The sequence below is a fragment of the Streptomyces sp. HUAS YS2 genome, from assembly GCF_033343995.1.
Taxonomy (GTDB): Bacteria; Actinomycetota; Actinomycetes; order Streptomycetales; family Streptomycetaceae; genus Streptomyces; species Streptomyces solicathayae.
This window is the reverse complement of sequence record NZ_CP137573.1, coordinates 3,976,234-3,994,435: the sequence shown is the minus strand read 5'-3', so window position 1 is coordinate 3,994,435 and position 18,202 is coordinate 3,976,234. Positions and strand designations below refer to the sequence as shown.

Genomic DNA, 18,202 nt, shown 5'->3' with positions numbered 1-18,202 from the left:
GCTCGAGCCACCCGGGCTCAGGCCACCCGGGCTCGGGCCACCCGGGCTCAGGCCTGGGTGAGGGCCCAGATGCCGACGGCCAGGCAGACCAGCGCGACGATCAGCACCGGGATCGCCACCTTCGGGGGCGGTCCCGGTCGTGTTGCCGGGGTCGCCGCCGGCACAGGCACGGGGGCCGCGCTCTGGGCGGGCACGACGGGGGCGTGCGCCGTGTACTGGCGCGTCGGGGGCTGCATCGACGGCACGGCGGACGTCGGGGCCTGGGCGAAGTCGGGCGCGGCTGCATGGGGGGAGAGCGGGTGCGCGGGGGACGGCGCCGAGAGCTGGGTGGGGGCGGACGCGGGCGCCGCGTAGGGGGACGTGGGAGCCGTCTGGGCGGAATGGGGCTGAAGCTGCGGCTGCTGCGCGGGCGGCGGCGGCAGGTGGAAGCTGCCCGTCTCGGACGGGTCAGGCGCGGTGTCCGGCGCGGGGGCGGCGTCCGGTACGGGCGCGGCGGCGGCCGGGCCCTCCGGGCCGAAGCCGGCGGGCAGCGGACCGATCTGGTCGAAGACCTCGACCGGCTCCTCGTCCGGACCGGCGTCCGGCAGCATCTCGACCGCCGTGGTCAGCGCCTTGCGGGCGCCGGTGGCGGACCGGAACCTGGCCTGCGGGTCGGGCTGGAGCAACCCCGCGAGCACCTGCCACAGCGGCTCCGGGATGCCCTGCGGGGCGCCGGGCGTGCCGTGCGTCAGGAAGTAGTCGACGAGGGCCTGGGAGTCGGGCTTGGTGCCCTGGAGGAGGTAGAGGGCCACCAGGCCCACCGCGAACAGGTCCGCGGTGAAGTCCGGCTCCGCGCCCATCATCTGCTCGGGAGCGAAGTAACCGGGCGTCCCCACCACGTAGTTCGTCTCGGTGAGCCGCGGCTCGCCCTTGCGCATGGAGATGCCGAAATCGGACAGCCGCAGATGCGGCCGCCCGGTTCCGGTGGCCTCCAGCAGGATGTTCGCCGGCTTGATGTCGCGGTGCACGACCCCCTCCGCGTGCACCGCGGCCAGACCGGACAGCAGCTGGTCGAGCAGGACACAGACGAAGCGCGGCGGCAGCGGGCCGTAGTCGCCGATGACGTGCGCCAGCGACCCGCCGCTCACCAGATCCATGGTGAACAGCACCTTGTCGTCGTCCGCGGCCCAGCTGGCGGGGGCGAGGACGTGCGGGTGGTCGATCCTCAGTGCCTGCTCGCGGACGAAACGCAGTAGCGTGTGCGCGTCGCTCTGCTGGAGCACCTTCGCGGCCACGTAGCGGCGCCGCCGGTGATCCCAGGCACGCCACACCGCGCCGACGCCACCGCGTCCGATCGGGTCGATCAGCTCGTACCGACCAGCGAAGACCTCACCCATTGCGCTGCGCCCGCTCCCGTCGTGCCGTCGTCTCGGTTGTCGTGCCGTCTCAGTTCTGGTGCGACTCGTAGTGCGAGACCGCGTCCGACGTCCGGCCGGCCCCGTACACCCGGAGGAACTCTGCCAGCTCGGGGTGTGTCGGGGCGAGGGAGTCCGCGGCATCGATGATGTCGCCGGCCGCCGCGACGGAGCGGAGCAGCGACTGGATCTCGCGGACCACGCGGCGCACGGTCGGCGCGCCTGAGCTGTTCGTCGTCTGGCTGGTGCCGGTCAGGACCGAGCCGCCCTGCGACTTCTTGATCTCGTCCATCCGGTCGGTGGCCTCGGCGGCGCTCACGCTGCCGTCGGCGACCTGGCCGGCGAGCTCCTGCAGGGCCTGGACCCGCTGGACGACGGCAGGGTTGCCGATCTTCGCCCGCTGGCCGCTCATGAGCTGGGACAGCATGGGCGCGGAGAGTCCGAGTACGGCCGCCAGCCGGGCCTGGTTCAGCCCGAGGTCGTCGATCAGCCGGCGGAAGAGCGCCCCCAGCGGCTCTCCGTACCAACTGCGCTGAAGCTCTCTGGCTCTTGCCGTGGCTTCCTGCTGCGCTGCATCCATTGCTTCTCCCCATCCCTGCGGTTCGCCACTGCGAACCTCGCAAGCATCTTACGGAGAGTGGTCGCACACCGGGAGCCCCAATCCTTTTGCGGGATACCGGGGGTGACCCGGTACTCTGGTCTGCGGCGCCGCCCGGTACACCTGACCGAGCGGACGTCATCCCTTTCGGGGCCTTAGCTCAGTTGGTAGAGCGCTGTCTTTGCATGGCAGATGTCAGGGGTTCGACTCCCCTAGGCTCCACTTCTTACACCCCTCCCGACCTGCGGAAACGCGGTCCGGAGGGGTGTTTTCGTGTGGCTGCGCCACCCCCCGGCCCACCGCGCGGCGGGCAGGGGCCTTCACGCGGCGGGCCGGGGGGTGGCGCTGCCGCGCTTGGAGACGAACGTGGTCATGTTCATGCGCTTGCTGTAGCGGTAGGTCGTCAGGGGGCTGCCGCTGACCAGCTCCTTGTACCAGGCGGCGCTGCGGCCGGTGAGGCGCAGGCGGGACGGGGTGAAGTCGGCCTTGGTGAACTGGATGACGGCGTCCTTGCGGCCGAGGCTGAGCGGCTGGTGGAAGTAGCCGAAGCGGAACGGTTTGACGTTCTTGCCGTGCACGAGGCGTGCGATGGTGTCGGCGGTGTACTGGGCGGTGGGCAGTCCGCTCTGGCAGGAGCCGTGGAGCTGTCCGAAGTCCATGGTGATCGCGGCGGCGTCGCCGACGGCGTGGATGTCCGGGTGGGACACCGAGCGGAGCGTGGTGTCGGTGAGGATGAGGCCGCGCTGGTCGGTGGCGATGCCGGCGTCGGCGGCGAGGGGGGAGACCCGGACGCCGGTGGTCCACAGGCAGGCGTCGGAGCGCAGTACCCGGCCGTCGGCGAGTTCGACGGCGTCGGGGAGCACCTTCGCGACCCGGACGCCGGTCTCCCGTGTGATGCGGAGGCGGTCCAGTACCCGGTGCAGGTACGCGCGGGCCTTGTCGCCCATCATCGCGCCGGGCTCCTGCGTGCTGATCAGGGTGATGTCCAGGCCCGGGTGGGCCTCGGCGATCTCGGTGGCCGCCTCGATGCCGGTCAGGCCGCCGCCGCAGACGGTGACCGTGCCGCCGGCCGCGGCGAGCTCGGTGAGCCGTGCGGCGAACCGGCCGGCGGTCTCCGGGCTGTTCAGGGTGAAGGCGTGCGCGTCGGCGCCGGGGGCGTTGCCGGTGTCGGTCGAGCTGCCGAGCGCGTAGACGAGGGTGTCGTAGGCGAGGGGTGTGGTGCCGTCGACGGTGATGCGCCGGGCCTCGGGGTCGATGGCGGTGGCGGCGCCCTGGACGAACGTGACGCCGGTGCCGTCGAGCAGGTCGGCGATCCGGTGGCGGGGCAGCTCCTGCCCGGCGGCGATCTGGTGCATCCGCAGCCGCTCGACGAACCGGCCGGACGGGTTGACCAGGGTGATCTCCACGCCGGTCCGGCGGGTGCGGTGGGCCAGTCGGATCGCGCTGAACATCCCCGTGTAGCCGGCGCCGAGAACGACGATGCGGTGGCCGGTGCTCATATCGGTCTCCCTGGGTCGGGCACCGGCCTCGGTGCCGGTGACGCCCATGGGACAAGCGACCCCCGCCGGACGTGACATGCCCTGATGTGTCCTGCGTCACATCGGGGCGGGTCGCGTTCTCCGCGGCTCGTCCGTCCCACGCCTCAGGGCGCCGGCCGCGAGGACCCTTCCACGGACCGTCTGAGGCCCATGGCACCGGCCGGTCGGTGGCCTGCGGGGATCACCGGCCCGCGCCGACGAGTTCCCGGCGGGCGGCCCGGCCCGCCTCGCGGTGCTCGGCGGCCGTGGCGGGGTCCGTGGCGTCCAGCACGGTCGCGATGCCCTCGTGGGCCAGCGCCTCCTCGTACCGGTAGCCGAGACCGGGGGCCAGCTCCAGCGCCTGCCGGTGCAGCCGCAGCGCCTCCTCCGGCAGGCCCGCGAGCCGACAGGTCTCGCCGTAGCCGTTGAGGAAACGGATCTTCCAGTGCTCCTCGAACAGCTCGTCGAGGAGCGCGAACGCCTCCCGGTGGCTGGCCAGGGCCTCTTCGTACCGGCCCATCCGGCGCAGCGCGACCCCCTGGCAGTTGAGGCCCCACGCCTGGTTGTGCAGGTGACCGTCGTCGCGGGACAGCTCCAGCGCCTGCCGCAGGTGCTCCGCCGCCTCTTCCGGCTCCTCGTCGGCCACGGCCACGCCGAGGGTGATCCGGGCCGTCAGCCGGGGCGGCCAGGCCGGGTCGGCGTGCGGGACGGCGAGGACCTCGCGGGCCAGCCGCGCCGCCTCCTCGCGCTGCCCCAGCTGGAGCAGCGCCCAGGCCTCCGCCGCGGCCGCGTACGCCGCGCCCGTGGGGCTCCCGGCCTCCCCGTACAGCTCCCCCGCGCGCCGGAACAGCGCGAGGGGCTCGTCGACGTGACCCGTGTCCCAGCTCAGATAGCCGCGGCGCAGGGCCAGTTCGGCCTCCGCCTGCCGGTCGCCCGCCTCGGAAACCCCTACGCCGGCCGCCTCGTACAGCGCCGCGGCCTCCTCGGTCCGGCCCGCGTTGTAGCGCGCGAAGCCCAGGTCGCTGTGCGCCTCGGCCAGTTGCAGCGGATCGCCCAGCCGCTCGGCGGCGGCCAGCGACCGCTCGAACAGGAAGTTGAGATGGGTCGTGCCGCAGCGCCGCGCGAAGTACGCCCGCAGGAAACGCGGCAGTTCGCACACGTGCGCGTCCGCGCCGACCGCCGCCGCCGTCTCGAACGCGGCGATCAGGTTCCCGTACTCGGCGACGAACCAGGACAGCGCCGCGTTCTTGTCCGCGAACCGCGGCAGCGCGGCCGGTACCGGACCCGCGGACGCCGCCCGGCCGGGCGAGACGAACGGCATCGCCGCGTCGGCGGCCGACGCCGCGTGCACGTAGTAGTCGAGCACCCGGACCAGGGCCCGCTCCCGCTCGGCCGCCGAGTCCTGCTCCGCCGCGGCCCGGCGCGCGTGCTGGTGCACCAGGTCGTGCAGCCGGTAGCGGTCAGGCGTCGGCTGCTGGACGAGGTGCGCGTCGAGCAGGTCCTCCAGCATCTCCTGGGCGGTGTGCAGCGGTACGTCCGCCAGCGCCGCCACCACGTACTCGTCGAACGACGCGCCGGGCAGCAGGCCCAGCATCCGGAACAGGCGGGCCTGGGCGCGGTTCAGCTGCCGGACCGACATGGCCAGCGCCGCGCCGAACTCGGCGTCGAACGCGGCCCCGCCCTGCGTCATCCGCTCGACGAGGATGCCCACCGTCCAGCCCGGCCGGTGCCGCAGCCGGGCCGCCGCGAGCCGCAGGGCCAGCGGCAGCCGGCCGCACAGGCGCAGCACCTCGGCGGCGGACTCCGGCTCGCGGCCCAGCCGGCCGTCCGGGCCGCCGGGGTCGCCGCTGGCCCGGGCCAGCAGTTCCGCGCTCTCCTCGGGGCCGAGGACGTCCAGTGAGACCGGAGGCACCTCGTCCAGGCCGAGGAGCCGGTTGCGGCTGGTGATCAGGGCGACGGACGGGCCGGCGCCGGGCAGCAGCGGCCTGACCTGTTCGGCGTCCGCGGCGTTGTCGAGGACCACGACGACCTTGCGGCGGGCCAGCTCCGACCGCCAGCAGGCGGCCAGTTGCTCCACCCCCTCCTGCGGGACCCGCTCGGACGGGACGCCGAGCGCCCCGAGCAGCATCCGCAGCGCGGAATCGGGGTCGAGCGGGGGCCTGCCGTCGGTGAACCCGTGCAGGTCCACATAGAGCCGGCCGTCCGGGTAGGCGTCGGCGAGCCGGTGCGCGGCGTGCACCGCCAGACAGGTCTTGCCGACGCCCGCCATGCCGTCCACCGACACCGCGCCGTGGGTCTCGACCGTGGCGAGGACGGCCGCGAGCTCGGCCTCGCGGCCGGTGAAGTCGGCCGCGTCCCGCGGCAGGTCGTTGCGCGGCACCGGCGGGACCACCCGGCTGCTCTTCGGGGGCGCCGGCAGCGGGTTCGAGGTCCGCTCCCACAGGGGGCGCAGCGGGCGCGGGTCCCGCTTGACCAGGCGGCACAGGGCGATCACCGCGGGCCACGGCGGCACGGTCTGCCCGCCGAGGTAGCGCGAGAGCGACGAGGAGCTGAGTCCCGTCTCCCGCGCGAGGGCCCGGACCCCGAGCCCGGACAGTTCCTGGAGCAGACGCAGCCGTGCCGCGAGCTCCTCCTGAGGGCCGCTCCGCGGCGCCCGTTCCTCGTTCCCCACTGTTCCCCCGTCTCCCCGTCCCGCTCTCGCGGAAATCTTGCGAGCCAAGTAGCCACTGGTCAAGGCCTGTTCAGCTGTCCCACGGTGTCCCACGGCCGTGGTCCGGGGGCGCCGGTGCGGCTGTTATGGAGTCACGCCCCGACGGAACGGGGCACCGAACAGACAGAGGAGAAAATCGAGATGCAGTCCCGTATGCAGAACCCCGCCGTTGTCCTGTCCGACGCCATGCAGCCCATCCAGCAGCTCTTCAAGGCCGTGCACTCCGGCGGCGTGGACGCCCAGACGCTCGAGCTGGTGCACCTGCGGGTCAGCCAGATCAACGGCTGCAGCGCCTGCGTCGACGGCGGCGCCAAGTCGGCCCGCAAGGCCGGCGTGAGCGACGAGCGGCTGCACGCGGTCGCCGCCTGGCGGGAGGCCCCGTACTTCACCGAGGAGGAGCGGGCCGCCCTGGCGCTGGCCGAGGCCGCGACCCGGCTGGCCGACCGTCCCGACCCGGTGACCGACGAGGTCTGGGACACGGCCGCCACCTACTTCGACGAGAAGCAGCTCGCCGCGATCGTCCTGATGACCGGCGTCACCAACCTGTTCAACCGGCTCAACGCCGCCACCCGCCAGATCGCCGGCGCCTGGGGCTGACAGGCGACCACGCCCGATCGTTCGTAGATTCGTAGCCGAGGAGGAACCACCATGACGGACGCACAGAAGACCACGCAGGCCGGCCGGACCACCGAGAGCACTTCCTCTGCCGCCTTCACCGCCGAGGAGCGCGCCGCGATGAAGGAGCGCGCCAAGGAGGTCAAGGCGTCCCGCACCCGGGCGACACGGGCCGAGAAGGCGGCGGCGGAAGAGGCCGCCGTGCTCGAGAAGATCGCCGAGATGCAGGACTCGGACCGGGTCATGGCCGAACGCATCCACGCCGTGATCAGGGACAACGCCCCGCACCTCGCGCCCAAGCTCTGGTACGGCATGCCTGCCTACGCCAAGGACGGCAAGGTCCTCTGTTTCTTCCAGAGCGCGGAGAAGTTCAACGCGCGGTACGCGACCTTCGGCTTCAACGACATCGCGAGTCTGGACGACGGCACCATGTGGCCGACGGCCTTCGCCCTGACGCGGCTGACGGCCGCCGACGAGACGCGGATCGGCGCGCTGGTGAAGCAGGCGGCGAGCTGAGGGGGGCCGGACGGGCGGGGCGAAGGGCCCCGCCGCCCCTCAGTGATCCGGCGGCGCGGCCGCATCCTGGACCGCCTCCTCGGGGGCGGCCCCGGATGCGGCCGCGCCGCGTTGTCGCGCGGTGACCGGCAGCAGCTCCGGGGCCAGGGCCCGCTACCTCAGGATTCCGTGCCGGGCCATTCGTCGCTGCGCCATTCGCGCTGCTCAGCGCCTCCGCCGCGGTGCGCGGCGAGCGCGGCCGGCAGATCGGTGTGCACCGGGATCGGCGGGCAGTCGTCGTCGGGGGCCGCGGCCAGTTCCAGGCTCCGCCCCTCCGCCGTCAGCCGGGCCGCCGCCTCGGATATCGCCGCGCGGCCGCCGTCCGACCAGCCCCGCAGGCTCGTCAGGTCGAGGATGACCGGCCCGGTGCCGCGGGCCACCGCCCAGCCCACCGCGCCCGCGAAGCGGCCCACGGCGTCCGCGCCGAGGTACCCGGCCAGGGACAGCACGCCCAGATCCGGCTGGATGGTGTATCGCCACTCGATGGTCATGGCCACTCTCTCGTCGGGGGACGGTCCGTGGGGGACCGACATTATGCAATTCCCCTTGTGAGAGGCCCTGTGATCGTCCACACCCTGGTCCGGGGGACCACGGTCGACTGAGCCGCACGGGTGGTGTTCATCGGAATAACTGCGCGCGAGCGGCGTCGCTCCTGGGATTCCTCCCGGGCGTACACATCATGAGAAAGGTATGTAGATCGCGCAACCCGAAATGCATCACCACAGAGCCGGACGAACGACCCGCAGAGCCGGACGAACGACCCGCAGTACTACCGAAAGCGAGGAGCCATGGCCGCCGTCAAGGTCAAGCAGTTCTGGACCGCCTTCATCTCCGTACTCGTCGCCCTCCTGGGCGCCCTCGGTCTGGCGACCCCCGCCTCGGCCGCCCAGCAGCCCGCCGTGAGCCGTCCGGAGGAGCCGGCCGCCGACGCCGCCGCCGCGCGTGTGCTCGCGACGGTGCCCGCGCAGGCGAACCGGAGGTCACCGGCACGGGACCGGTCCCTGCCGCCCACCATCAAGCAGCGCATCCGCGCCGAGGCGCACGGCGCCACGCCCTCCGTACGCCACCTGCCCGCCGCCGGCACTCCTGAGGCCGACCCGGCCGACCTGACCGAGCGCACGGACCGGACCGTCCCGGCCGACTCCGCCGCCCCGGCCGAGCGCGCCGAGAGCACCGCTCCGGCCGACCGCGCCCTCGCCGGAGCCGTGACGGCCGCAGCGGCCTAGACGCCGGGAGCGACAAGTCTCCCGGCGTCCGGACCACGATCCTCAACGGCGCTCGTCACGATCGGCATCGGCATCGGCCTGCTTGGCCTCCACCTCGGCATCGAGGGAGCCACTGCCGTCGACGGACGACAACGGGGAACGGCCGGAGTCCTCGGAACCCTCCGAGACCTCGGTAGGAGCGGGCGGCTCGACCAGCCAGTCGGGATTGGCCTGCTTGTCCCACCACTTCCACGCGGCGAAGGCCACACCGGCCAGCACGACCACGAGGGCGAGCCCCTTCGCGGCGCGCCCGGCCCTGGCCCGACGCTCGTGCTTCTTGACGATCTTCTGGATTTCCTTCGGCGTCACCTGACCGCGCAGCGCGGCCCAGGCGGCGGTGGAACGCGACCCGGCCTCCTCCAGGACGGGACCGGTCGCGGCAACCGCGTGTTCGACACGCGGCACGGTGTAGTCGGTCGCCGCACGGGCGGCCTTGCGGGTACGGTCCGCCGCGAGCTGCGCGGCCGCGTCCACCCGCGGCGGTACATGCGGTGCGACATGGGCGTCGTACTGCACACGAGCTTGAACACGGGCCTGCTGTGCGGCCTTCGAGACCTTCGGTCCGAGTTTGACGCGTGCCTCATGCGCATAGAGCGCGGCATGCTCCTTGGCCGAGCTCGCGTAAGGCGCCACCACTTCCGCGGCGTGCTGCACGCTGTCCTTCGCCGAACCGGTCGCGGCGCGCACGCTGTCCATGCGGGTCACGGGATCCTCCTCCTCGGTGGCGTTTGCGGTTCGGGACGTACCGGCGGACGGCAGCTCCCGAACAGGGCACAGAGTTCGCATATCCGCCCTTCGCGAAATCATGCCCGCAGTTCCGCGGTCCGGCATGCGGGGGCGGGCATCCGGGTCGTGCTTCTGCCTGCCCACCGCTTCCATGACAGGATCGGTGGACGTCAGCGAAGACTTACGGAAGGCAGATCGTGGCCGAGCAGCTTTACGCCACCCTGAAGACCAACCACGGCGACATCACGGTGAAGCTCCTGCCGAACCACGCCCCGAAGACGGTCAAGAACTTCGTCGAGCTCGCCCGGGGCGAGCGCGAGTGGACCCACCCCGCGACCGGCAAGCGATCCACCGACAAGCTGTACGACGGTACGGTCTTCCACCGGGTGATCAGCGGCTTCATGATCCAGGGCGGTGACCCGCTGGGCAACGGCATGGGCGGCCCCGGGTACGAGTTCGCGGACGAGTTCCACCCGGAGCTCTCCTTCAACAAGCCGTACCTGCTCGCCATGGCGAACGCCGGCCCGGGCACCAACGGCTCCCAGTTCTTCATCACCGTGTCGCCGACCCCGCACCTGAACCGCCGCCACACCATCTTCGGCGAGGTCGAGGACGCGGCGAGCCAGAAGGTCGTCGACTCCATCGCGACCACGGCCACCGGCCGCAACGACCGCCCGGCCCAGGACGTGGTCATCGAGTCCGTCGTGATCGAGAAGCGCTAGCGCCGGCCGTACGGCTCCTCCCCCGCAGGGGGAACCTTTTCGCCCCGCCCGTCCGTATGGATGGGCGGGGCGGTGCGTTGCGCTCCCCACACCAGCCATGTCCTCGGGAGGGACCTCCATGGAGTCCGGTCTTTCGCGCTGCTACCGCCACCCGGACGTGGAGACCGGCATCCGCTGCACCCGGTGCGAGAAGCCGATCTGCCCCGAGTGCATGATCAGCGCCTCCGTCGGCTTCCAGTGCCCCGACTGTGTCCGAACCGGCTCCGGCACCGGGCACGCCGCCGGGGCCAACCAGCCGCGCACGATCGCCGGCGGCAGGGTCGCGGCCGACGGCCGCTTCGTCACCAAGATCCTCATCGGGATCAACCTGGCGCTGTTCATCGCCGTGCTGGTGGCCGGGGACCGGCTGGTCGACGAGCTGGCACTGATCGGGTACGCGTACAGCCCGGCGCTCGGCGAGGTCGTCGGTGTCGCGGACGGCGAGTACTACCGGCTGCTCACCTCCACGGTGCTGCACCAGGAGATCCCCCACTTCGTCTTCAACATGCTGGGCCTGTGGATCATCGGCGGGCAGGTCGAGCCCGAGCTGGGCCGCCGCCGCTTCGCCTTCCTCTGCCTGATCTCCGGCCTGTCCGGCTCCACGCTGGCCTATCTGGTCGCCGCGCCGAACCAGCCCTCGCTGGGCGCGTCCGGCATCGTCTTCGGCCTGATCGGCGCGTTCGCGGTGCTGGCCCGGCGGCGCAGGTACGACATGCGGCCGGTGGCGCTCTTCGTGGGCCTGGCGCTGCTGCTGACCTTCACCCGGGAGGGGATCTCCTGGGAAGCGCACGTGGGCGGTCTGGTCGGCGGTGCGCTGGTGACCTTCGCCCTGGTGCACGCGCCGAGGGAGCGGCGCCGGCTGGTGCAGTACGGGTCGTGCGTCCTGATCCTGGCGCTGGACCTGGGGATCGTGCTGGCCCGGTCCGCCGCGCTCGTCTGAGAACCGGGGCCTTCCGGTGAGCCCCGTGGAAAGCTTTCCCCAGAGTTGTCCACAGCGTGTACCGGATCTTGTGCACGGGGTGGGAAAAAGCCGCGCCCCTCGCCTCTGACCTGGTGTTTCCAGGTCCGGGCGAGGGGCGTGCGAGGTATCCGGCGGCGTATCCCCAGTCACATCGGCGTCAACCCGATGTGAGTTATCCACAGATGGTCGTAACTTTGTCCCCAGCAGTGTGGACAACTCTGTGGATAAGTTCAGGGCTGAGGTTGACGCCGCTGTGGGCGAACCGCTACTTCCACTGCGTCGAGACGCCGAACCCGGCCGCGATGAACCCGAAGCCCACCACGATGTTCCAGTTCCTGAGGGACTTGATGGGCAGGGTGCCGTCGGTGACGTAGAAGACGACGATCCACACCAGGCCGATCAGGAAGAGGGCCAGCATCACCGGCGCCACCCAGCTGCTGCTGGTCAGCTTGATGCTGGTCGCCTGCTTCGCCGGCGGCGGCGTGAAGTCGGCCTTCTTGCGGATACGTGACTTCGGCACGAGGGACTCTCCTGTCGATGCGCTGCGTGACCGCGCAGGGAACGGGGGCTGGCGCCGGGAGGGGTGGGAGGCCCACCGGCCCCCCGGGGCGTCAGTTAGCGTAGTGGTTCCGCGGCACCGAAGGGGATCAGGGTACGTTGAGCAATTCCGCCGACTCTTCCGGCGGACCGGGGCGCAGCCCACGCTGGAGCCCGGTCCGCGTGCTGACGGCTGCCGTCTTCGCGCTCGCCGGTCTGATCTTCGTCACGAGTTTCAACACCGCCAAGGGCACCAACATCCGCACGGACGCCTCGCTGCTGCGCCTGTCCGACCTGATCGAGGAGCGCAGCCACCGCAACGGGGAGCTCGACGAGTCGACCGCCGCCGTACGCGACCAGGTCGACGCCCTCGCCCGCCGCGACGACGGCTCCACCACGGCCGAGGACGCGAAGCTGCACGCCCTGGAGGCCGCGGCCGGCACCACGAAGGTCACCGGCCCGGGCCTGACCGTCACGCTCGACGACGCCCCGCCGAACGCCCAGGCGGCCCCCGGCTACCCGGAACCCCAGGCCAACGACCTGGTCATCCACCAGCAGGACCTCCAGGCCGTCGTGAACGCCCTGTGGAAGGGCGGCGCCACCGGCGTCAAGGTCATGGACCAGCGGCTCATCTCGACCAGCGCCGTGCGCTGCGTCGGCAACACCCTGATCCTCCAGGGCCGCGTCTACTCGCCCCCGTACAAGATCACCGCCGTGGGCGACCGGGCCGCGCTCGACAAGGCGCTGAACGCCTCCCCTGCGCTGCAGAACTACCAGCTGTACGTGAAGGCCTACGGCCTCGGCTGGAAAGTCGACGAGCACGAGACGGTGACTCTGCCGGGCTACTCCGGCACAGTGGATCTCCACTACGCCAAGCCGAGCCGCTGACGCGAGGCCGCTCGGGCGCGCATCCCCTGGGGGTCCGGTGGTGCTGTCGGTACGACTGATCGTGAGGACCTTCAGCGAGCTGTGCATCACCGCCGGGACGGTGATCGTCCTCTTCGTCTGCTACCTGATGTTCTGGACCGGCGTGAAGGCCGAGGCGGCCATGGACGGCCAGATCCGGCTCCTGCAGGACGAATGGGTCGGCCGCGAGGCCGTGCTCCCCCCGGTGCCCACCGCCGGAAGCCCCCGGGCGCCCGCGACCCCGCCGCCGCCCGCGTACCGTGACGGCAAGGGCCTCGCCGTCATGTACGTCCCCCGCTTCGGGGCGGACTGGGACTGGCCGGTCCTGGAGGGCACGAAGGCCGGCACGCTCAAGAAGGGCCTCGGCCACTACACCGGCTCCGCCCGCCTCGGCGACACCGGCAACTTCGCGGTCGCCGGCCACCGCCGCACGTACGGGGACCCCTTCAAGGACGTCCCGAAGCTCCGCACCGGGGACGCGGTCGTCCTGACGGACGGGACGACCTGGTTCACGTACCGGATCACGAAGAAGCCGTACCGCACCGTGCCCACCGACACCGGCGTGATCGACCCGGTGCCGCGCAAGTCCGGATTCGACGGCCCCGGCCGCTACCTGACACTGACGACCTGCGAGCCCGAGTGGGGCAGCAGCCACCGGCTGATCGTCTGGGCCCATCTCGACGCCACCCAGCCTGTGACGAAGGGCAGACCCGCGGCTTTGAACAGCTGACCCAACCGGGCGCCTTCGCCCTTTACCCTGGTGCCGTCGAGGACCATCGGGACCACAGCACCACAGAACTCACGGAAGGACCGGCAGACGTCATGTACGGCTGGATCTGGCGGCATCTGCCGGGCAATGCGTGGGTGCGGGCGATCATCTCGCTCGTACTGATCCTCGCGGCGGTCTACGTGCTCTTCCAGTACGTGTTCCCCTGGGCGGAGCCGCTGCTTCCGTTCAACGATGTGACGGTGGACGGCCAGTGAGCGCACGGATTCTCGTCGTCGACAACTACGACAGCTTCGTCTTCAACCTCGTCCAGTACCTGTACCAGCTCGGCGCGGAGTGCGAGGTTCTCCGCAACGACGAGGTGGCCCTGGAGCACGCCCAGGACGGCTTCGACGGCGTCCTGCTGTCCCCCGGCCCGGGCGCGCCGGAGCAGGCCGGGGTCTGCATCGACATGGTGCGGCACTGCGCCGCGACGGGCGTGCCGGTGTTCGGCGTCTGCCTGGGCATGCAGTCGATGGCGGTCGCGTACGGCGGCGTCGTGGACCGGGCCCCCGAGCTGCTGCACGGCAAGACCTCCCCGGTCACGCACGAGGGCAAGGGCGTCTTCGCGGGCCTGCCGTCGCCGTTCACGGCGACCCGGTACCACTCGCTGGCGGCGGAGCCGGCGGACCTGCCGGCCGAGCTGGAGGTCACGGCGCGCACCGAGGACGGCATCATCATGGGCCTGCGGCACCGCGAATTCGCGGTGGAGGGCGTGCAGTTCCACCCGGAGTCGGTGCTGACCGAGCACGGCCATCTGATGCTCGCCAACTGGCTGGCGCAGTGCGGCGACGAAGGCGCGGTGGGCCGCTCGGCCGGGCTCGCGCCGGTGGTGGGCAAGGCCGTCGCGTGACGACGGGCTCGCCCTGGTTCCGGGCGACGAACCCGTCGGGCCCGGAAGCGGAGCGGGCTCACGAGCAGCCGTACGGGGACGGCGGCGGGTACGCGGACGGCGGCGGGTACGCGGACCCGTACGGGTACCCGCAGGAGCCGGCGCCGCCGGCGGCGCCGTACGAGCCGATACCGGCCGAGGACCCGTACACGTACGAACCGGCGTACGTCCCCGAGCCGGACCCCGCCGCGTACGTCCCCGAGGGCGTGCGGGACGACGAGACCGTCGCGCTGCGGACCGTCGAGCCCCCGCTGCCGCCCCCCTCGGACCCAGGTCCCGGCCGGGCCGAGCGCCGCAGGGCGGCGAAGGGACGCGGCCGGCGGGCCGCAACGGCCGCTCCAGCGGCCGCGCAGGAGCCCGGCCGCCCGATGTCCCGGGTGGAGGCCCGCAGGGCCGCACGCGCCCGCAAGGACAGCGTGGGCGTCGTCGCCAGCCGGGTCGTGGGCGAGCTGTTCATCACCTTCGGCGTCGTGATGCTGCTGTTCGTCACGTACCAGCTGTGGTGGACCAACGTCCGGGCCGGGCAGGAGGCCGACACCGCGAAGAACCGGATCGCGGACGACTGGGCGAAGGGCCGCAAGCCGGACGCGTTCGAACCGGGCCAGGGCTTCGCCATCATGTACATCCCCAAGCTCGACGTCGTCGTGCCGATCGCCGAGGGCATCAGCAAGCCGAAGGTCCTGGACCGCGGCATGGTCGGCCACTACGGCGAGGGCAGGCTCAAGACGGCCATGCCGTCGGACAAGCAGGGCAACTTCGCGGTGGCCGGCCACCGGAACACGCACGGCGAGCCGTTCCGGTACATCAACCGGCTGGAGCCCGGCGATCCGATCGTCGTGGAGACCCAGGACGCGTACTACACGTACGAGATGGCGAGCGTCCTGCCGCAGACCTCGCCGTCGAACGTCTCCGTGATCGAACCCGTTCCGCGGGGGTCGGGGTTCACCAGGCCGGGCCGATACATCACACTGACCACCTGCACCCCCGAGTTCACGAGCACCTACCGGATGATCGTGTGGGGGAAGATGGTCGAGGAACGCCCGCGCAGCAAGGGGAAACCGGACGCGCTCGTAGGCTGAGAGGAAGACGACACAGTGTCACGTGCGCGCGACCGGATTGCCGGCGCCATCAGTGTCTTCGGTGAACTGCTCATCACGGGCGGGGTGTTGCTCGGCCTGTTCGTCGTCTACTCGCTGTGGTGGACGAACGTGCTCGCCGACCAGGCGGCCGACAAGGACGCCTCCCACGTCCGCGACCGCTGGGCCGGCGGCCCTGGCGCGCTGGACACCAAGGACGGCATCGGCTTCCTGCACGTCCCGGCGATGGGCAACGGCGAGATACTCGTCAAGCAGGGCACGGCCACCAAGACCCTGAACAACGGCGTCGCCGGCTACTACACCGACCCGGTCAAGTCGGCCCTCCCGCAGGACAAGCAGGGCAACTTCACGCTCGCCGCGCACCGCGACGGCCACGGCGCGAAGTTCCACAACATCCACAAGCTGAAGACCGGGGACTCGATCGTCTTCGAGTCGAAGGACACCTGGTACGTCTACAAGGTCTTCAAGACCATGCCGCAGACGACCAAGTACAACGTCGAGGTCCTCCAGCCCGTCCCCAAACAGTCCGGCAAGAAGAAGCCCGGCCGCTACATCACCCTGACGACCTGCACCCCGATGTACACCTCGGACTACCGCTTCATCGTCTGGGGCGAACTCGAGCGCACCGAGAAGGTCGACAACACGCGGACACCCCCGGCGGAGCTCCGCTGACGGCACGCGCGAAGCGGAGTTCCGCCGACGGCACGCACGAACGCGTAGGGCCCGCCTCCCGGAGGAGGCGGGCCCTACGCGTGGTGTCCGTGACCGCGGGTGCTAGCCGCGGGCGCCGCCGAAGAAGCCGCCGCCGTCGTCGCCGCCCACCGTGAGGAGGGTGACGGTCTGGCCCGGCGTCACCGGGGAGCCGGCGGGCGGGTTGCTGTTGACGACCGTGGCGTTGTCCTTGTCGGACGAGCCCGGGGCGAGCTGGACGACGAGGCCCATGTCCTCCAGCTGCTTCCTCGCGTCCTTCAGCTTCTTGCCCCCGATGTCACCGGGGATGGTCAGCTGCTGGGCCGGTCCCTTGGAGACCCTCAGGGTGATCTGCGTTCCCTCGGCCGCCTTTGAGTTGCCCTTCGGGTCCTGGTCGACCACCGTGCCGGCCGGCTGGTCCGACTCGACGTCGACCCGGGCGACGGTGAACTTGAGGGTCTCGAGCTGGGCCTTGGCCTGGTCGAACTGGTTGCCCACGACGGGCGGGACCGTCTTCTGGTTCTGCTTCGCGACCGTGATCGTGACCTCGGAGTTCTTCTCCGCCTTGGAGCCGCCGGGCGGGTTCTGCTTGATGACCGTGCCCGGGTCCTCGTCGGACTCCTCCTCCTCGACCTTGACCTTGAAGCCCTTGTTCTCGAGCTGCGTCGTCGCGCTCTCCCGGGACTTCTCGGTGACGTCGGGGACCTCCTGGAGGGGGGAGCCCTCGGAGACCTGGACGGTGATCGTCTCGCCCTTGGTCATCTGCGCGCCGCTCGTCGCCTCGGGGGACTGGCTGCAGATGGAGCCCTTGGGCTGGTCGCAGCGGGCGGTGCCACCCTGCTGGAGTTTCACGCCCACGTTCGTGGCGGAGCCCTCGGCCTCCTGCAGGGTCTTGCCGACCAGCTGCGGCACCGGGATCTTGTCGGATCCGTTGTCGTTGTTGAACAGCGCCTGGCCGATCAGGATCGCGCCGACGAGGACCAGGATGCCCGCCACGACGAGCAGGATCGTCGCGGTGTTCGACTTCTTCTGGCGGTTCTGGCGGCGGCCGCCGGGGCGGTCGTCGTAGCCGTAGCCGCCGTCGTCCGGGTTCATCGGCGGGAGCATGGACGTCTGCCCGGCCGGGTCCGCCTGGCGCAGCGCGGTCGTCGGCTGGTCGTCGGCGCCGCCGTACCCGCCGTAGCCGCCCGCGGCGCCGTACGCCGCCGCGCCCATCGCCGCGGTCGCGGCGACCGGCTGGCCGTCGAGGCAGGCCTCGATGTCCGCGCGCATCTCGTCGGCGGACTGGTAGCGGTAGTCGGGGTCCTTGACCAGGGCCTTGAGGACGATGGCGTCCATCTCGGGCGTGATCTCGGGGTCGTACGTGCTCGGCGGCTGCGGCTCCTCGCGCACGTGCTGGTACGCGACGGCGACCGGGGAGTCGCCGACGAACGGCGGCCGCACGGTCAGCAGCTCGTAGAGCAGGCAGCCGGTGGAGTACAGGTCGGAGCGGGCGTCGACCTGCTCGCCCTTGGCCTGCTCCGGGGAGAGGTACTGGGCCGTGCCGATGACCGCGGCGGTCTGGGTCATGGTCATGCCCGAGTCGCCCATGGCGCGCGCGATGCCGAAGTCCATGACCTTGACCTGGCCGGTGCGCGTCAGCATGACGTTGGCCGGCTTGATGTCGCGGTGCACGATGCCGGCGCGGTGCGAGTACTCCAGCGCCTGCAGGATGCCCACGGTCATCTCGAGCGTGCGCTCCGGCAGCAGCTTGCGGCCGGAGTGAAGAAGCTCACGGAGGGTGGAGCCGTCGACGTACTCCATCACGATGTACGGGATGGAGACCCCGGAGCCCGCGCCGGCGCCGCCGTCGTACACCATGTCCTCGCCGGTGTCGTAGACGGCGACGATCGCCGGGTGGTTCAGCGAGGCGGCGGACTGGGCCTCCCGGCGGAACCGGGCCTGGAAGGACGGGTCACGGGCGAGATCCGCCCGCAGCGTCTTCACGGCGACGGTGCGGCCGAGCCGGGTGTCGTGGGCGAGGTAGACCTCGGCCATGCCACCACGGCCGAGCACCGAGCCCAGCTCGTACCGGCCGCCGAGGCGACGCGGCTCTTCCATAGCTATTCCAGCCCTCTCCGTCTGTCCCGACCGCACCCGTGCGTGGTCCGGCGGTATAGCTGTTCGCGCATACGGTACCGGCCATGGGAAGGCGTTCCGCCCGTGTCCGGCA

The 18,202-nt window shown here is 71.6% G+C and carries 19 protein-coding genes and 1 tRNA gene; 12 read left to right on the top strand and 8 right to left on the bottom strand.

From position 1 onward, the window contains the following. Positions 1-47: 47 nt before the first annotated feature. Positions 48-1,376, bottom strand: coding sequence for a serine/threonine-protein kinase (locus tag R2D22_RS18315; protein WP_318104870.1), 1,329 nt, complete (start codon positions 1,374-1,376; stop codon positions 48-50). Between the two features lie 49 nt (positions 1,377-1,425). Continuing rightward, the gene (locus R2D22_RS18310; protein ID WP_318104869.1) at positions 1,426-1,974 is read right to left on the bottom strand and encodes a helix-turn-helix domain-containing protein; all 549 of its coding nucleotides are present in this window, start codon (positions 1,972-1,974) and stop codon (positions 1,426-1,428) included. 167 nt (positions 1,975-2,141) lie between these two features. Here R2D22_RS18310 and R2D22_RS18305 point away from each other — a divergent pair. Continuing rightward, positions 2,142-2,214 (top strand) — tRNA-Ala (locus R2D22_RS18305). Positions 2,215-2,312: 98 nt separating this feature from the next. Here the strand turns inward: R2D22_RS18305 and R2D22_RS18300 are convergent. Then, on the bottom strand, positions 2,313-3,491 hold the full coding sequence (locus R2D22_RS18300) for an NAD(P)/FAD-dependent oxidoreductase (RefSeq protein WP_318104866.1): 1,179 nt from the start codon (positions 3,489-3,491) through the stop codon (positions 2,313-2,315). A 220-nt stretch (positions 3,492-3,711) separates the two neighbouring features. Continuing rightward, positions 3,712-6,180 carry a tetratricopeptide repeat protein gene (locus R2D22_RS18295; RefSeq protein WP_318104865.1) on the bottom strand — a complete coding sequence of 823 codons (2,469 nt, stop codon included), beginning with the start codon at positions 6,178-6,180 and terminating at the stop codon, positions 3,712-3,714. 180 nt (positions 6,181-6,360) lie between these two features. Between R2D22_RS18295 and R2D22_RS18290 the strand changes: the two genes are divergently transcribed. Both R2D22_RS18290 and R2D22_RS18285 read left to right on the top strand, forming a co-directional pair. Next, positions 6,361-6,816 carry a carboxymuconolactone decarboxylase family protein gene (locus R2D22_RS18290; protein WP_318104864.1) on the top strand — a complete coding sequence of 152 codons (456 nt, stop codon included), beginning with the start codon at positions 6,361-6,363 and terminating at the stop codon, positions 6,814-6,816. A gap of 51 nt (positions 6,817-6,867) precedes the next feature. Beyond that, complete coding sequence (locus R2D22_RS18285) at positions 6,868-7,350, top strand: iron chaperone (RefSeq protein ID WP_318104862.1); 483 nt, start codon at positions 6,868-6,870, stop codon at positions 7,348-7,350. 158 nt (positions 7,351-7,508) lie between these two features. Here R2D22_RS18285 and R2D22_RS18280 read toward each other — a convergent pair whose 3' ends face one another. After that, complete coding sequence (locus R2D22_RS18280; RefSeq protein ID WP_318104861.1) at positions 7,509-7,880, bottom strand: STAS domain-containing protein; 372 nt, start codon at positions 7,878-7,880, stop codon at positions 7,509-7,511. A gap of 297 nt (positions 7,881-8,177) precedes the next feature. Between R2D22_RS18280 and R2D22_RS18275 the strand changes: the two genes are divergently transcribed. Continuing rightward, positions 8,178-8,615, top strand: coding sequence for a DUF6344 domain-containing protein (locus R2D22_RS18275; protein WP_318104860.1), 438 nt, complete (start codon positions 8,178-8,180; stop codon positions 8,613-8,615). Between the two features lie 42 nt (positions 8,616-8,657). Here the strand turns inward: R2D22_RS18275 and R2D22_RS18270 are convergent, their stop codons facing one another. Next, positions 8,658-9,359 carry a DUF5324 family protein gene (locus R2D22_RS18270; RefSeq protein ID WP_318104858.1) on the bottom strand — a complete coding sequence of 234 codons (702 nt, stop codon included), beginning with the start codon at positions 9,357-9,359 and terminating at the stop codon, positions 8,658-8,660. A gap of 218 nt (positions 9,360-9,577) precedes the next feature. Between R2D22_RS18270 and R2D22_RS18265 the strand changes: the two genes are divergently transcribed. After that, positions 9,578-10,102, top strand: a complete 525-nt coding sequence (locus tag R2D22_RS18265) for a peptidylprolyl isomerase (RefSeq protein ID WP_318104857.1) — start codon at positions 9,578-9,580, stop codon at positions 10,100-10,102. A gap of 118 nt (positions 10,103-10,220) precedes the next feature. Then, positions 10,221-11,081, top strand: a complete 861-nt coding sequence (locus R2D22_RS18260) for a rhomboid family intramembrane serine protease (RefSeq protein WP_318104856.1) — start codon at positions 10,221-10,223, stop codon at positions 11,079-11,081. 286 nt (positions 11,082-11,367) lie between these two features. On the opposite strand, the gene crgA is transcribed toward R2D22_RS18260, so the two are convergent. Further along, on the bottom strand, positions 11,368-11,622 hold the full coding sequence (gene crgA, locus R2D22_RS18255; RefSeq protein WP_318104854.1) for a cell division protein CrgA: 255 nt from the start codon (positions 11,620-11,622) through the stop codon (positions 11,368-11,370). Positions 11,623-11,759: 137 nt separating this feature from the next. On the opposite strand from crgA, the gene R2D22_RS18250 reads away from it, so the two are divergent. The 6 genes from R2D22_RS18250 (at position 11,760) to R2D22_RS18225 (ending at position 15,972) form a co-directional block, all read left to right on the top strand. Continuing rightward, complete coding sequence (locus R2D22_RS18250; protein ID WP_318104853.1) at positions 11,760-12,527, top strand: DUF881 domain-containing protein; 768 nt, start codon at positions 11,760-11,762, stop codon at positions 12,525-12,527. A gap of 43 nt (positions 12,528-12,570) precedes the next feature. Beyond that, a complete protein-coding gene (locus R2D22_RS18245; RefSeq protein ID WP_318109850.1) occupies positions 12,571-13,275 on the top strand; it encodes a class E sortase in 705 nt (234 codons plus the stop codon). Between the two features lie 92 nt (positions 13,276-13,367). Further along, positions 13,368-13,529 carry a hypothetical protein gene (locus R2D22_RS18240; RefSeq protein ID WP_318104851.1) on the top strand — a complete coding sequence of 54 codons (162 nt, stop codon included), beginning with the start codon at positions 13,368-13,370 and terminating at the stop codon, positions 13,527-13,529. Then, positions 13,526-14,164 carry an aminodeoxychorismate/anthranilate synthase component II gene (locus R2D22_RS18235; protein WP_318104849.1) on the top strand — a complete coding sequence of 213 codons (639 nt, stop codon included), beginning with the start codon at positions 13,526-13,528 and terminating at the stop codon, positions 14,162-14,164. Before R2D22_RS18240 ends, R2D22_RS18235 begins: the two co-directional genes overlap by 4 nt. Further along, on the top strand, positions 14,161-15,282 hold the full coding sequence (locus tag R2D22_RS18230; protein WP_318104847.1) for a class E sortase: 1,122 nt from the start codon (positions 14,161-14,163) through the stop codon (positions 15,280-15,282). The genes R2D22_RS18235 and R2D22_RS18230 overlap by 4 nt, the downstream gene beginning before the upstream one ends. A gap of 15 nt (positions 15,283-15,297) precedes the next feature. After that, positions 15,298-15,972, top strand: a complete 675-nt coding sequence (locus R2D22_RS18225; protein ID WP_318104845.1) for a class E sortase — start codon at positions 15,298-15,300, stop codon at positions 15,970-15,972. Between the two features lie 102 nt (positions 15,973-16,074). Here the strand turns inward: R2D22_RS18225 and pknB are convergent, their stop codons facing one another. Continuing rightward, a complete protein-coding gene (pknB, locus tag R2D22_RS18220) occupies positions 16,075-18,090 on the bottom strand; it encodes a Stk1 family PASTA domain-containing Ser/Thr kinase (RefSeq protein WP_318104843.1) in 2,016 nt (671 codons plus the stop codon). Positions 18,091-18,202: the final 112 nt, after the last annotated feature.

Bases quoted from the DNA above. Each gene is read 5' to 3' on its own strand.
- R2D22_RS18315 (WP_318104870.1), bottom strand. From the start codon at position 1,376: ATGGGTGAGGTCTTCGCTGGTCGGTACGAGCTGATCGACCCGATCGGA.
- R2D22_RS18310 (WP_318104869.1), bottom strand. From the start codon at position 1,974: ATGGATGCAGCGCAGCAGGAAGCCACGGCAAGAGCCAGAGAGCTTCAG.
- R2D22_RS18300 (WP_318104866.1), bottom strand. From the start codon at position 3,491: ATGAGCACCGGCCACCGCATCGTCGTTCTCGGCGCCGGCTACACGGGG.
- R2D22_RS18290 (WP_318104864.1), top strand. From the start codon at position 6,361: ATGCAGTCCCGTATGCAGAACCCCGCCGTTGTCCTGTCCGACGCCATG.
- R2D22_RS18285 (WP_318104862.1), top strand. From the start codon at position 6,868: ATGACGGACGCACAGAAGACCACGCAGGCCGGCCGGACCACCGAGAGC.
- R2D22_RS18280 (WP_318104861.1), bottom strand. From the start codon at position 7,880: ATGACCATCGAGTGGCGATACACCATCCAGCCGGATCTGGGCGTGCTG.
- R2D22_RS18275 (WP_318104860.1), top strand. From the start codon at position 8,178: ATGGCCGCCGTCAAGGTCAAGCAGTTCTGGACCGCCTTCATCTCCGTA.
- R2D22_RS18260 (WP_318104856.1), top strand. From the start codon at position 10,221: ATGGAGTCCGGTCTTTCGCGCTGCTACCGCCACCCGGACGTGGAGACC.
- R2D22_RS18240 (WP_318104851.1), top strand. From the start codon at position 13,368: ATGTACGGCTGGATCTGGCGGCATCTGCCGGGCAATGCGTGGGTGCGG.
- pknB (WP_318104843.1), bottom strand. From the start codon at position 18,090: ATGGAAGAGCCGCGTCGCCTCGGCGGCCGGTACGAGCTGGGCTCGGTG.